Genomic DNA, 13,250 nt, shown 5'->3' with positions numbered 1-13,250 from the left:
ACAGAAATGCAAAAGGTGCCCCAAAGGGCACCTGTCCGTGACGACCGCGTCGTCAATGCAAAAGGCGCCCCGCGGGGCGCCTTTTCATGCAATCAAGGTGCTGTAACGAATTACAGTACGTTGATGGCGTTCAGGTCGGAGAAAGCCTGTTCCAGACGCTTGATCATGGAAGTCTGACCGGCACGCAGCCATACGCGCGGATCGTAGAACTTCTTGTTCGGCTTGTCGGCGCCTTCCGGGTTGCCCAGCTGGCCTTGCAGGTAGGCTTCGTTGGTCTTGTAGAAGTCCAGGATGCCTTCCCAGGTCGCCCACTGGGTGTCGGTGTCGATGTTCATCTTCACTACGCCGTAGGAGATGGACTCGCGGATCTCTTCCAGAGTGGAACCGGAACCGCCGTGGAATACGAAGTCCAGAGACTTGGCCGGGATACCGAACTTCTCGGAAACGAACTTCTGGGAAGCGTTCAGGATGGACGGGGTCAGCTTGACGTTACCCGGCTTGTAGACACCGTGCACGTTGCCGAAGGAGGCAGCGATGGTGAAGCGCGGGCTGATCTTGGACAGACGCTCGTAGGCGTAGGCCACGTCTTCCGGCTGAGTGTACAGAGCGGACTGATCCATGTGGCTGTTGTCGACGCCGTCTTCTTCGCCGCCGGTGCAACCCAGTTCCAGTTCCAGAGTCATGTTCATCTTGGCCATGCGGGTCAGGTACTCGCAGCAGATGTCGATGTTCTCTTCCAGAGACTCTTCGGACAGATCCAGCATGTGGGAGGAGAACAGCGGCTTGCCGGTTTCAGCGAAGTGCTTCTCGCCCGCTTCCAGCAGACCGTCGATCCACGGCAGCAGCTTCTTGGCGGCGTGGTCGGTGTGCAGGATTACCGGTACACCGTAAGCTTCGGCAACGGCGTGCACGTGCTTGGCACCGGAGATGGCACCGATGATGGCAGCTTGCTGGCCTTCCAGCTTCAGACCCTTGCCGGCGGTGAATGCAGCACCACCGTTGGAGAACTGCACGATAACCGGGGCTTTCACCTTGGCGGCAGCTTCCAGCACGGCGTTGACGGAGTCGGTACCGACGCAGTTGACGGCCGGCAGAGCGAAGCCGTTTTCCTTGGCGATGGCGAACACTTTCTGAACGTCATCACCAGTGATCACGCCGGGTTTTACGAAGTCGAAAATTTTCTTAGACATGTTTAATCGTCCTGTCTCGTATGCCGTTAATAAAAAGTGGGGGGTTCATCATGAACCGGCACAGCGGCCACATGATAAACGAAACGGGAGGCTTTTGCCCCCCGTCCCGGGTCAATTAGGCTTTGGCGCGCTCTTCGAGAATCGCGACGGCCGGCAGTACCTTGCCTTCTACGAACTCCAGGAAGGCGCCGCCGCCGGTGGAGATGTAGGAAACCTTGTCGGCGATGCCGAACTTGTCGATGGCGGCCAGGGTGTCACCACCGCCAGCGATGGAGAAGGCCGGGGACTCGGCAATGGCGCGAGCGATCACTTCGGTACCCTTGGCGAACTGGTCGAACTCGAACACACCGACCGGGCCGTTCCACAGGATGGTCTTGGCGTTCATGATGATGTCGGCCAGGGCCTTGGCGGAATCCGGGCCGATGTCGAAGATCATGTCGCCGTCGGTCACGTCGGACACGGACTTGATGGTGGCCGGGGTGGATTCGGAGAACTCGGCACCCACGACCACGTCGGTGGTCACCGGGATGTTGGTCTCGGCAGCCAGCTTCTTGGCGGTATCGATCAGGTCGTGCTCGCACAGGGACTTGCCGACGTTGTGACCGGCAGCGGCGATGAAGGTGTTGGCGATGCCACCACCGACGACCAGCTGGTCAGCGATCTTGGAGAGGGATTCCAGCACGGTCAGTTTGGTGGAGACCTTGGAGCCGCCGACGATGGCAACCATGGGGCGCTCGGGCTTCAGCATGGCCTTGCCCAGGGCTTCCAGTTCACCGGCCAGCAGGGGGCCAGCACAGGCAACCGGGGCGAACTGGGCCACACCGTAGGTGGAGCCTTCGGCGCGGTGAGCGGTACCGAACGCATCCATCACGAAGACGTCACACAGGGCGGCGTATTTTTTGGCCAGCTCTTCGGTGTTCTTCTTCTCGCCCTTGTTGAAACGGCAGTTTTCCAGCACGACCAGCTCACCGGCGGCGACGTCTACGCCGTCCAGGTAATCCTTGGCCAGACGAACCGGGCAGGACAGTGCGTCTTTCAGATAGTTGACAACCGGAGCCAGGGAGAATTCTTCGTTGTATTCACCCTCGGTCGGACGACCCAGGTGGGAGGTGATCATCAGCTTGGCGCCCTTTTCCAGAGCCAGCTTGATGGTCGGCAGGGTGGCGACGATACGTGCATCGGAAGTGACCTTGCCGTCTTTTACCGGCACGTTCAGGTCAGCACGGATCAGAACGCGTTTGCCCGCCAGATCCAGGTCGGTCATCTTGATAACAGACATATTCAGTCCTCTATATTTTCAGGTAATGTTAAAAAAACAGTAACCTTGCACCCGTGCAGGCTCTCAGCCTGCGGCCATCATGGCCCGGGTGGTATCCAGCATCCGGTTGGCGAAGCCCCATTCGTTATCGCACCACATCAACATCTTGACGAGGTTGGCATCGCTGACCCGGGTCTGGGTACCATCAATGATGCAGGAGTGTGCATCATGATTAAAGTCTACGGAGACCAGTGGCTCTTCCGTGTAGTCCAGAATACCGTGTAATGTACCTCTGGATGCCCGTTGCAGGGCTTGATTTACGTCACTAACTGTCACTTTTTTACGAACAGTAATGCTCAGATCCATGGCGGTTACATTGATGGTAGGTACCCGCACCGCGATCGCCTCGAACTTGCCGGCAAAGTGCGGCAGAATCCGCTCCAACCCCTTGGCCAGCTTGGTATCCACCGGGATGATGGACTGGCTGGCGGCCCGGGTTCGACGCAAGTCGCCGTGATAGGCATCGATGACTTGCTGGTCATGCATGGCCGAATGAATTGTCGTAATAGTACCACAATTTATTTCGAATTCTCGATGCAATGTTTCTATGACGGGGACCACGCAGTTGGTGGTACAGGAGGCGTTCGAGACGATCCGCTCCCGTCCCGTCAGCACCTGATGATTGACCCCGTAGACGATGGTGGCGTCCACGTCCGCATCCGCCGGATGGGAAAAGAGCACCTTGCCCGCCCCCGCTCCCAGATGCAACTCGGCATCGGCCCGCGAACCGAACACGCCGGTGCAATCCAGCACCACGTCCACCCCCAGCGCCCGCCAGGGCAGCCTGGACGGATCCTTCTCTGCAAACAGGGCGATGAGGTCCTCCCCCACCAGCATGCTGCTGCCCGCCAGTTGCACCGGGTAGCGGAAGCGACCGTGACTGGTGTCGAAGCGGGTGAGGTGCACCATGGCCTCCGGCGCCGCCAGCTCGTTGATGGCGACTATCTTGATCTGTTTGTCGCGTCCGCTCTCGTAGAGGGCCCGCAGCACGTTGCGGCCGATGCGGCCGTACCCGTTGATGGCAATCTTGATCATGAAAGTTCTGTGTCCTTACCTGCGACTGAGGGATGAACGGATGGGCGGCTCACGAGAGCAGCGCTTCCCGGAAGACGCCGCGTGCCAGCAGCGCGGCCCCGAACACCCCGGCACTGTCCCCCAGCGCAGGCGCGGTGAGGGGGGTGGCGAAACGGGGATTGAAGAGAAATGGCAGCACGGTATGGCGGCCGGCGCTGTAGAGGCTCTGCACATTGCCCACCCCGCCGCCGATGACGATGACGTCCGGGTCGAGGATGTTGACCACGTTCGCGAGCGCCTGGCCGAACAGCAGGTGCAACCTGTCTATGGTGAGCCTGGCGACGTGATCGTGGGCCGTGGCTGCCGCAATCTGGGCGAGTGATAGGCGGCGCTTGGCCTTGGCCTCGTACCAGGCCTCCAGGGCCGGGCCGCTGATCATGGTCTCGACACAGCCGCGCTTGCCGCAGTAGCACTCGGGACCATCCGGCGAGAGCACATTGTGCCCCCACTCGCCGGCGATGCCGTGGTGACCGTTGAGGATGCGGCCGTTGATAACGATGCCGGCCCCCACCCCGGTGCCCATGATGATGCCGAACACCACTTTCGCATCCGGATGGTGCTGACGCACCGCCCCCAGGTGGGTTTCCGCCAGCGCGAAGCAGTTGGCGTCGTTGGCGATGAGCACGGGCACGCCGAGCCTTCGCTCCAGATCTTCCTTGAGCGGCTTGCCGTTGAGCTCGGTGGTATTGCAGTTCTTCATCAGGCCGGTTTGCGGATCCCGCGCCCCCGGCGTCCCCATGCCGATGACGGCAGGACGCTGGCCGAGCCGCTCGGCGCACTCGTCCACCAGCCTGGCAATCTGGCCGATGATGTGGTCATAACCGCCGGCACGTTCGGTGGGGATGCGATGGCGCAGCAACACCTCGTCGCCGTCCAGCACCACGCACTCGCACTTGGTCCCGCCAAGGTCGATGCCCCAATCCCACGTACTCTTGCCCATCCCGCCTCCTGCCCTGTTCAGCGACGCCATCATCCGGTGGGCAGGCGCGCTCGCCCAGCCCGTCCGTGACGGTGTTCCATGGTGGTGCAGTGTAACCCGAGCGATGGCCGGGATGCAGCCCCGCCGGCAACGAAACGGGGCCCGAAGGCCCCGTTCACTGCACTGTTTGCCGCGCTCAGCGACCGTGGTACTGGGCCGACAGCTCGTGTACCGCGTTGACGAAGACGCCGGCGTGCTCCGGGTTCACATCCTGATGGATGCCGTGACCCAGGTTGAAGACGTGACCGTTGCCATGACCGAAGCCGGCCAGGATGGAGGCGACCTCCTCGCGGATACGCTCGGGGGCGGCGTAGAGCATGGAAGGGTCCATGTTGCCCTGCAGCGCCACCTTGTCGCCGACCCGGCGCTTGGCGTCCGCGATGTCGGTGGTCCAGTCCAGACCCAGCGCATCGCAGCCGGTGGCGGCGATCTGTTCGAGCCACTGGCCGCCGTTCTTGGTGAACAGGGTGACCGGCACGCGGCGACCGTCGTGCTCGCGGATGAGGCCGTCGACGATCTTGTGCATGTACTGCAGGGAGAAGTCGCGGTAGTCGCGCGGAGTGAGCACGCCGCCCCAGGTGTCGAACACCATGACCGCCTGGGCACCCGCCTTGATCTGGGCGTTGAGATAGGCGATGACGCTGTCGGCCAGCTTGTCGAGCAGCAGGTGCAGGGTCATGGGCTCGGCGTACATCATCTGCTTGATCTTGGTGAACGCCTTGGAGCTGCCCCCCTCCACCATGTAGGTGGCCAGGGTCCAGGGACTGCCGGAGAAGCCGATGAGCGGCACTTCGCCCTTGAGCTCGCGGCGGATGGTGCGCACCGCGTTCATCACGTAGCCGAGCTCGTCTTCCGGATCCGGCACAGGCAGGGCCTGCACGTCGGCCATGGACTGGATGGGGCGCTCGAAGCGCGGGCCTTCCCCGTGCTCGAAGTAGAGGCCCAGGCCCATGGCGTCGGGTACGGTGAGGATGTCGGAGAAGAGGATGGCGGCATCGAGCGGGTAGCGGCGCAGGGGCTGCAGGGTGACTTCACAGGCCAGCTCGGCGTTGCGGCACAGGGACATGAAGTCCCCTGCGACGGCGCGGGTCGCCTTGTATTCCGGCAGGTAGCGGCCAGCCTGACGCATCATCCACACCGGGGTCATGTCCACATCCTGGCGCAGCAGGGCGCGCAGGTATCGATCGTTCTTCAGCTCTTTCATCCCAGTTCCTGACTCATCTCACGCATAAAATGGCGGACATGATACCACTTTGTGCAAGGCTGAGGGCGGCCCAAAGGTGCCGTTGGGCCGTCCGAGTGCAAAGATGTGAGGGGGCGCATACAAGCGCCCCGCGTTTCCTGCCGGTCTAGGGGCCGTCAGCCCACGTCGGCGAGACACTGCTCGATAAGCCGGCGCGCTATGGTACCGTGGGGCGGCAGCCGTGGCAGCGCACCAGCCTCGAAGAAATCGGCCGCCACCAGCTCTTCGTCCTGCACCCGGATCTCGCCGCTCTCGTAGTCGGCGGTGAAGCCCATCATCAGGCTGTGGGGGAAGGGCCAGGGCTGGCTCGCCACGTAACGCACGTTGCGCACCCGGATGCCGCTCTCCTCGAACACCTCCCGCGCCACACACTGCTCGAGGTTCTCCCCCGCCTCCACGAAGCCCGCCAGCACGGTATACATGGGGTCCTCGGCCTGATAGTGACGGCGATGGGCCGCCAGCAGGATGGCCGGCCCCTTGCGCACCGCGACTATGATGCAGGGGGAGATGCGCGGATAGACCACATGACCATGGCGACACCCTTGCGCCCACTCTTCCGCCTTCGGGATCATGGGGGCCCCGCACTCGCCGCAGAAACGATGGGTGCGGCGGAAGGTGGCGAGCTGCCAGGCGCGGCCGGCGAGGCGAAAGCCCTCTTCATCCCCCGCCACCATCAGCTGGCGCAGGGGCGACGTGGCCACGGTGTCGGCGCCCTCCCCCAGATCCAGCAGGTAACAGGGCAGATCGCCCCACTGGTCGAAATGCTCGAACGCAGTGGTGTGAAGCTCGGCTGGCAGACAGGCCTTCGGGCCCTGTGGAATGCGCCCCTGTTCATCCAGCAGGACGAGGTGATCGCCCCCCAGCACGAACCAGAAGGCCTGTTCGGTCGATGACATAAGATGAGAGCTCTTGTTGAGAAGACGTGCTAGGCACGGACAAGTGAGCCCATCTTACACCGATGAGGCGGCATGGCGACCCCCGGGCGGGTCGGATTGCCCATGAAAAAAGGCCGCCATTGGCGACCCTTTTCGTTGTGACCGCCGGGGCGATCAGTTCATCCAGCGTTCGCTGCTCTTGCGGCGACGGGGCAGCATGGGCAACAGGATACCGAGCAGGATGCCGCCACCCACCATGGCACCACCGCGGATGAACCAGTCCATCTGCATGTCGTGCTCCCGGTTGTCGTAGCTCTGGGTCAGGGCGTCGTTCTGCTCTTTCAGGTTGCCCATCTCCTCGCTCTGGCTGGCCAGCTGAGCCTTCAGGTTGGTGATCTCCTGGCTCTGTTCGGCGATCTTGCCATCCTTCTCGGCGAAACGGCGCTCGTTGTCACCGTTGAGGTTCAGCAACCTGGCCTTGGCCTCCTCCAGCTCCTTCTCGATCTGGGGCAGGCGCTCGCGCAGGCTGATATCACCCTGCAGCTCGCTGTTCTTGATCCAGCCTTCACGGCCACGACCATCCACCACCTGGGTGAAGCCGGCCTCCTGGTTCACCGCCTTGACCTCCAGCGGCTCGCCGGCCTTGACGCTGCCGAGGATCCGGTACTGGGTGCCAGGACCGTTGTGGATATAGGTAAAGATGTTGTCTGAGACATAACGGGTATCGGCCAGTGCCTGTTGGGCACACAGACAGATGAGGATCCCGAGAAGGGCGCGCATGGTCGGTCGATTCTCTTCGTTGGATGAGGTTGCAGGCCGAATGTTAAGCCGCCAGCGGGTCAAAGGACAAGCAAAGAAAAACGCCATCCCCCCGAGTGAGAGCCCGCTCGCAGCATCGTCCGTCGGCCACGCGACCATTCCAGACGCCGCAGGCTACTTCTGTTGCAGCGCCTTCACCTCGGCCCGCAGGGCCTTCAGCTCCGCCAGCAGCTGGGCCTGCTGCTCGCTCTGCTGGCGTCGCCACACGGCGGTGTCGTCGCTGGTCTTGCCGGGATGCACGAACAGGCTGGCCATGAAACCGCTGAGGGCGCCGAACAGCCCCACCCCGAACAGGATCAGCAGGCTGGCCACGAAGCGCCCCTCCTCGGTCTTGGGGACCAGGTCCCCGTAACCCACGGTGGAGAGGGTCACGAGTGTCCACCAGAACGCATCGTAGGGGGTCTGGATCTGGCTGCCGGGCTGGCCGGTCTCTAGCCAGTACATGGCACCCGAACCCACCCCCAGCAGCAGGAAGAACAGGAAGAGGATGCCGGAGAGGGTGGTCTCGTTGCGTTCCCGACGGAACATGCCGAGCAGATCCGGCCGATCCCGCAGCAGCTGGTAGACCCGCCACAGCTGGATGAGCCGCGCCCATCGCAGGGGCTCCACCATGGGCAGGCTGCCCGGCAGATAAAACCAGTTCGATTTGAGGAAGGCCATCTTGTTGGTGGCCCGCACCCAGCCGTAGGCGAAATGGGCAAGGAAGAAGTAGCAGATCAGACTGTCGACGTCATAGAAGAGTTGCAGGGTCTGCGGGCTCAGCTCACCGTGCCCCAGCCAGCGGGCTGCCACCAGGCCAACGGAGATGACCGACAGGAAGGCCATCAGCAGATCCATGGTACGCAAATGCGTTAAGTGATGTCGCATACATTTTCCAACTTTGAACACGGTTCCAATTAATAAAAGGGAAGATAATGCCGATAGCCATGACGACAAAGGAAAAATGGACGTTGAAAGGAGAGAGATTATGCAGTTGAACTCGCTGGAACGGCATATGAGCAACATCCGGCTGGTGCCCAAGGTGGTGCTGCTCATGGTGTTCAGCACCCTGCTGTTGCTGGCCAAACTCTGGTTCGATGCGAGCAATCTGGAGGCCACCCTGCTCAGCGAGGGCATAGACGCCACCATGGCCAACGCCATCGCCGATCGCCTGCTCTGGACCGGCTTGATGGAAACGGCCCTGATGGGGGTCATCTTCGTGGTGCTGCTGCTCACCGGCTCCCGTCTCATGGTCAAGCAGGTGCACTACCTGGTGGGGCTGCTTGAGCGCTTCGCCCGCAAGGATCTCAGCCACAGCGTGCTGCTCAAGTCCCGGGACGAATTCGGCGACATCGCCAAGGCGGTCGCCCACTCCCAGGAGAACCTCAAGGAGGTGTTCGGCACCCAGCGCGTCGCCTGCAAGGAGCTCAACGATATCGCCTCTCAGGTGACCCTCTGCATGGAGGAGGCAAACGAGGCGATCAACGAGGAGTTCACCCAGATTGAACAGCTCGCCAGCGCCATGAGCCAGATGGTGGGCGCCATTCGCGAGGTAGCCGCCCACGCGGAGCAGGCCTCTCACGCTACCGCCGACGCCAGCGCCCTGGCCGAGGAGGGGAGCCGCTGCGTCGCCGCCACCGTCAACACCATCGATACCCTCTCCGGCAACATCCAGCGCTCCTCCACCGTGGTGAACGAGGTGGAGCACGGGGTCGATCGCATCGGCTCCGTGGTAGACACCATCCGCAGCATCTCCGAGCAGACCAACCTGCTGGCCCTGAACGCCGCCATCGAGGCCGCCCGCGCCGGCGAGGCGGGCCGCGGCTTCGCCGTGGTGGCCTCCGAGGTGCGCGAACTCGCGAACCGCGCCCAGGCCGCCACCGTCGAGATCCAGAAGATGATCGAGCAGCTGCAGGGCAACGCCCGCCAGGCCGTCGGCCTGATGGCCGAAAGTGTGCAGCAGGCGGACAAGGGGGTGGAGCAGGTGACCCAGGCCGGGGATCAGCTCGCCACCATAGTCCAGCGCGTCCAGGGGGTGGCCGACATGAACCGCCAGATCGCCGCCGCCTCCGAGCAGCAGAGCTCGGTCGCCGAGGAGATGAACGCCAACCTGGAGCAGGTCAAGCAGGTGGTGGAAGGCTCAGTGGTGGTGCTGCGCGAGCTCAAGGATGCTTCCGAACTGGTGGAGCGCCACAGCCAGACCCTGGACGAGCATATCCAGGCTTTCAAGCTGGCCTGACTTTCACCTGGCAATCCGATTAGACTGGAAGGCCCCGCAAGGGGCCTTTCTCATTTTTATGCCACGGCAAGGAGCCAGGATGCAGCGCACAGAACCCGGGCTGGACATCAGCGACGACAAGGGACGCCTCGACGTCCCCCTCATTCACAATTTCCTCAGCAAAGAGGCTTACTGGTGCCTCGGCATCCCCCTCTCTACGGTGCAGAGGGCCATCAACCATTCCCTCTGCTTCGGCGGCTACCTCGACGGCCAGCAGGTGGCCTTCGCCCGGGTCATCACCGACAAGGCCACTTTCGGCTATCTCGCCGACGTCTTCGTGCTGCCCGACCATCGCGGCCAGGGATACAGCAAGGCCCTGGTGGCGGCCATCCTGGCCCATCCCGAGCTGCAGGGGCTGCGCCGCCTCTCCCTCGCCACCTCGGATGCCCATGGCCTCTATGCCGGCTTCGGCTTCGTGCCGCCCCGCAGCCCCGCCAGCCTGATGGAGATCTACGACCCCGAGATCTACCTGCGCCCCTGATCCCGACCCGGATCTCGAATCCGGATCACCTCCCGGACACCCGTGCTGTGACGCCGGTGCCCGGGAGTGCTAGATTGGCAACCGGCTTTTTATTCACTCTGCAGACCGTCAACCACAAGGATGGCAACCGTGGCCCAGCACTCTCCCTCTTTCTCCGCCCTTTCCCCCTTGCTGCAGGAGCAGGCCCAACGTCACTGGCAGCGACTGCTCGACCTGGCCCCCGACTATGGGGAGCTGCCGGAGGCGACCAGACAGACCCTGATGACCCTGCTCGCACTCTCCGACTTCGTTGCCGATTCCCTTATCAAGCAGCCCGAGTTGCTGGGACCGTTGCTCGCCTCCGGCGATCTGGATCAACCCGAACGCTGGCCCGCCTACGAGCCGGATCTGGCAGGCCTGCTCGCCGGGGTGGCGGATGAAGAGGCGCTCAAGCGCCGCCTGCGCCAGTTCAGGCGCAGCCGCATGCTGGTGATCGCCTGGCGCGAGCTGCTGGGGGAGTCCGAGGTCGAGGAGAGTTTCATCCATCTTACAAGGCTGGCGGATGCCCTGATCTGCGGTGCCCGCGACTGGCTCTACGCCAGACAGTGCGGCGAGCTCGGCACCCCCATGGACGGCGACAACAACCCCCAGCCTCTGCTCATCCTCGGCATGGGCAAGCTCGGCGGCGGCGAGCTCAACTTCTCATCGGACATCGACCTTATCTTCACCTTCCCGGAGAACGGCTACACGGTCGGGGGGCGGCGGGAGCTCGCGAACCAGCAGTTCTTCATCAAGCTGGGGCAGCGCCTCATCAACGCCCTGCACCAGAGCACGGTCGACGGCCAGGTGTTCCGGGTCGACATGCGGCTGCGCCCCTTCGGCGACGCCGGGCCGCTCGCCATCTCCTTCGCCGCCATGGAGGATTACTACCAGCACCATGGCCGCAACTGGGAGCGCTACGCCATGGTCAAGGCCCGGGTGCTGGGGCCCCAGTGCGAGCATGCCCAGGCGCTCACCGAGCTGCTGCGCCCCTTCGTGTTTCGCCGCTACATCGACTTCGGGGTCATCGACGGCCTGCGCCAGATGAAGGCGATGATCGCCGCCGAGGTGCGCCGCAAGGGGCTGGAGGGCAACATCAAGCTGGGGGCGGGCGGCATTCGCGAGGTGGAGTTCATCGCCCAGGCGCTGCAGCTCATCCGCGGCGGCCGCGAGCCCGCCCTGCGGGTGCGCCACCTGCCCGAGGCACTCGGCGCCATCACCCAGAGCGGCGACCTCGACACCGAGCGCAGCGCCCGCCTGCTGGCGGCCTACCGCTTCCTGCGCCGGGTCGAGAATATCCTGCAGGAGATCGGCGATCAGCAGACCCAGACCCTGCCCACCGAGGAGCGGGATCGCCAGCGGCTCATCGCCGCCCTCGGCTTTGCGGACTGGGGCGCCTTCATGGCCCACCTGGACGAGGAGATGGCCGCCGTCCATCAGGAGTTCGTCGCCGTGGTGGGGGAAGAGAAGGAGGCCCCCGCCCACCTGGATCAGCTCTGGCTCGATCTCTGGCGCACCGAGCTCGACGCCGCCGAGCTGGAAAAATTGCTGATCACCCAGGGCGTGGCGGAGCCCGCCCCCCTCTGCGCCGCCCTGCTGCGCTTCAAGGAGGAGTACAAGCGTCGCCAGGTCGGTCCCCAGGGGCGCATCGCCCTGGACTGGCTGATGCCGGAGCTGCTGCGCCTGGTGGCCGCAAGCCGCGAGCCCGCCCGCCTCTTCGAGCGGGTCTGCACCCTGCTGACCCGCATCTTCACCCGTAGCGCCTACCTGCAACTGCTGGCGGAAAACCCCGCCGCCCTGCGCCAGCTGGTGCGCCTGTGCGACGAGAGCAACCTGGTGAGCGAGCAGCTCGCCCGCTACCCCATACTGCTGGACGAGCTGCTGGATCCCCAGCACCTCTACCACCCCACCCCACTGGATCAGTACAAGCCCCAGCTGCGCCAGTTCCTGCTGCGCATCCCCGAGGAGGACGTGGAGCAGCAGATGGAGGCACTGCGCCAGTTCAAGCAGGTGCAGCTCTTGCGCATCGTCGCGGCCGACATCGCCGGCGCCCTGCCGCTGATGAAGGTGAGCGACCACCTCACCTGGCTGGCGGAGGCCATCACCGAGGAGGTGGTCAACCAGGCCTGGGCCCAGATGAGCGAGCGCTACGGAGTCCCCCCCGAGGTGGCGGTGAGCGGCCAGCGCGGCTTTGCGGTGGTGGCCTACGGCAAGCTCGGCGGCATCGAGCTCGGCTACGGCTCGGATCTCGACCTCGTCTTCCTGCACGGTGGCGATCCCAACGGGGTCACCGATGGGCGCAAGCCCATCGACAGCCGCCAGTTCTACCTGCGCCTGGCCCAGCGGGTCCTGCACCTGTTCAGCACCCGCACCCCGTCCGGCATCCTCTACGAAATCGACATGCGGCTGCGCCCCTCCGGCGATTCGGGGCTTCTGGTTTCATCCCTCTCCGCCTATGAGCAGTACCAGCAGAATGAGGCCTGGACCTGGGAGCATCAGGCCCTGGTGCGGGCCCGCCCCATCTATGGCGATGATGCCGTGGTCGCCGACTTTGCCCGCATCCGCCGCGACGTGCTGGCCAAAGAGCGCGACCTGCCGACCTTGGCCCGGGAGGTGCGCGAGATGCGCCAGAAGATGCGGGATCACCTGCTCAAAGCTGGCGAAGGTGAATTCGATCTCAAGCAGTCCCCCGGCGGCATGGTGGACATCGAGTTCATCGCCCAGTACCTGGTGCTGGCCCACGCCTGTGGCGAGCCGGATGCCCTGACCCGCTGGTCCGATAACGTGCGCATCTTCGACGAGTGCGTGTTGGCGGGGGTGCTGACCCTGGAGCAGGCGGAGGGGCTCAAGCATGCCTATCTGGAGATCCGCAACCTCGGCCATCGCCTCAACCTCTCGGAGGTCTCCCGCAAGGTGGGAGACGACCAGCTGCCGCGCGAGCGGGGCCATGTGCAGGCAGTCTGGCAGCAGTTGCTGGGGGAATAAACGAAAGGGGC

General features: G+C 63.8%; 11 protein-coding genes. 3 read left to right on the top strand and 8 right to left on the bottom strand.

The window, feature by feature from the left end; genetic code table 11:
• Window positions 1-110: 110 nt before the first annotated feature.
• The 8 genes from fbaA to I6L45_RS09560 all read right to left on the bottom strand — a co-directional run bounded on the left by fbaA (window position 111) and on the right by I6L45_RS09560 (window position 8,434).
• Window positions 111-1,190, bottom strand: coding sequence for a class II fructose-bisphosphate aldolase (gene fbaA / locus I6L45_RS09595; protein WP_216984077.1), 1,080 nt, complete (start codon window positions 1,188-1,190; stop codon window positions 111-113).
• Window positions 1,191-1,305: 115 nt separating this feature from the next.
• Entirely contained in the window at window positions 1,306-2,469 is a 1,164-nt protein-coding gene (locus I6L45_RS09590; protein WP_042016220.1) for a phosphoglycerate kinase, read from the bottom strand.
• A gap of 63 nt (window positions 2,470-2,532) precedes the next feature.
• Window positions 2,533-3,543 carry an erythrose-4-phosphate dehydrogenase gene (gene epd / locus I6L45_RS09585; RefSeq protein ID WP_043763230.1) on the bottom strand — a complete coding sequence of 337 codons (1,011 nt, stop codon included), beginning with the start codon at window positions 3,541-3,543 and terminating at the stop codon, window positions 2,533-2,535.
• Between the two features lie 49 nt (window positions 3,544-3,592).
• The gene (locus I6L45_RS09580; RefSeq protein ID WP_216984076.1) at window positions 3,593-4,522 is read right to left on the bottom strand and encodes an ROK family protein; all 930 of its coding nucleotides are present in this window, start codon (window positions 4,520-4,522) and stop codon (window positions 3,593-3,595) included.
• Between the two features lie 175 nt (window positions 4,523-4,697).
• Window positions 4,698-5,765: a uroporphyrinogen decarboxylase gene (gene hemE / locus I6L45_RS09575; protein WP_216984075.1), complete on the bottom strand. Its 1,068-nt coding sequence runs from the start codon at window positions 5,763-5,765 to the stop codon at window positions 4,698-4,700.
• A 155-nt stretch (window positions 5,766-5,920) separates the two neighbouring features.
• A complete protein-coding gene (gene nudC / locus I6L45_RS09570) occupies window positions 5,921-6,700 on the bottom strand; it encodes an NAD(+) diphosphatase (RefSeq protein WP_134694628.1) in 780 nt (259 codons plus the stop codon).
• 153 nt (window positions 6,701-6,853) lie between these two features.
• Window positions 6,854-7,459, bottom strand: coding sequence for a TIGR04211 family SH3 domain-containing protein (locus I6L45_RS09565; protein ID WP_043763221.1), 606 nt, complete (start codon window positions 7,457-7,459; stop codon window positions 6,854-6,856).
• Window positions 7,460-7,612: 153 nt separating this feature from the next.
• Entirely contained in the window at window positions 7,613-8,434 is an 822-nt protein-coding gene (locus tag I6L45_RS09560) for a potassium channel family protein (RefSeq protein ID WP_216984074.1), read from the bottom strand.
• A gap of 31 nt (window positions 8,435-8,465) precedes the next feature.
• On the opposite strand from I6L45_RS09560, the gene I6L45_RS09555 reads away from it, so the two are divergent.
• From I6L45_RS09555 to glnE, 3 genes are all read left to right on the top strand, one after another.
• Entirely contained in the window at window positions 8,466-9,716 is a 1,251-nt protein-coding gene (locus I6L45_RS09555) for a methyl-accepting chemotaxis protein (RefSeq protein ID WP_134694624.1), read from the top strand.
• A gap of 79 nt (window positions 9,717-9,795) precedes the next feature.
• Window positions 9,796-10,236, top strand: coding sequence for a GNAT family N-acetyltransferase (locus tag I6L45_RS09550; RefSeq protein WP_216984073.1), 441 nt, complete (start codon window positions 9,796-9,798; stop codon window positions 10,234-10,236).
• 120 nt (window positions 10,237-10,356) lie between these two features.
• Window positions 10,357-13,239, top strand: a complete 2,883-nt coding sequence (gene glnE / locus I6L45_RS09545) for a bifunctional [glutamate--ammonia ligase]-adenylyl-L-tyrosine phosphorylase/[glutamate--ammonia-ligase] adenylyltransferase (RefSeq protein WP_216984072.1) — start codon at window positions 10,357-10,359, stop codon at window positions 13,237-13,239.
• Window positions 13,240-13,250 lie beyond the last annotated feature (11 nt).

Source organism: Aeromonas sp. FDAARGOS 1415 (assembly GCF_019048365.1).
GTDB classification, from domain to species: domain Bacteria; phylum Pseudomonadota; class Gammaproteobacteria; order Enterobacterales; family Aeromonadaceae; genus Aeromonas; species Aeromonas taiwanensis.
The sequence above is the reverse complement of the archived record's forward strand: the minus strand, read 5'-3'. Positions and strand labels throughout refer to the sequence as shown.

Coding starts and splice junctions, on each gene's coding strand:
- nudC (WP_134694628.1), bottom strand. CDS start 6,700: ATGTCATCGACCGAACAGGCCTTCTGGTTCGTGCTGGGGGGCGATCAC.
- hemE (WP_216984075.1), bottom strand. CDS start 5,765: ATGAAAGAGCTGAAGAACGATCGATACCTGCGCGCCCTGCTGCGCCAG.
- I6L45_RS09565 (WP_043763221.1), bottom strand. CDS start 7,459: ATGCGCGCCCTTCTCGGGATCCTCATCTGTCTGTGTGCCCAACAGGCA.
- epd (WP_043763230.1), bottom strand. CDS start 3,543: ATGATCAAGATTGCCATCAACGGGTACGGCCGCATCGGCCGCAACGTG.
- I6L45_RS09580 (WP_216984076.1), bottom strand. CDS start 4,522: ATGGGCAAGAGTACGTGGGATTGGGGCATCGACCTTGGCGGGACCAAG.
- I6L45_RS09555 (WP_134694624.1), top strand. CDS start 8,466: ATGCAGTTGAACTCGCTGGAACGGCATATGAGCAACATCCGGCTGGTG.
- I6L45_RS09590 (WP_042016220.1), bottom strand. CDS start 2,469: ATGTCTGTTATCAAGATGACCGACCTGGATCTGGCGGGCAAACGCGTT.
- fbaA (WP_216984077.1), bottom strand. CDS start 1,190: ATGTCTAAGAAAATTTTCGACTTCGTAAAACCCGGCGTGATCACTGGT.
- glnE (WP_216984072.1), top strand. CDS start 10,357: ATGGCAACCGTGGCCCAGCACTCTCCCTCTTTCTCCGCCCTTTCCCCC.
- I6L45_RS09550 (WP_216984073.1), top strand. CDS start 9,796: ATGCAGCGCACAGAACCCGGGCTGGACATCAGCGACGACAAGGGACGC.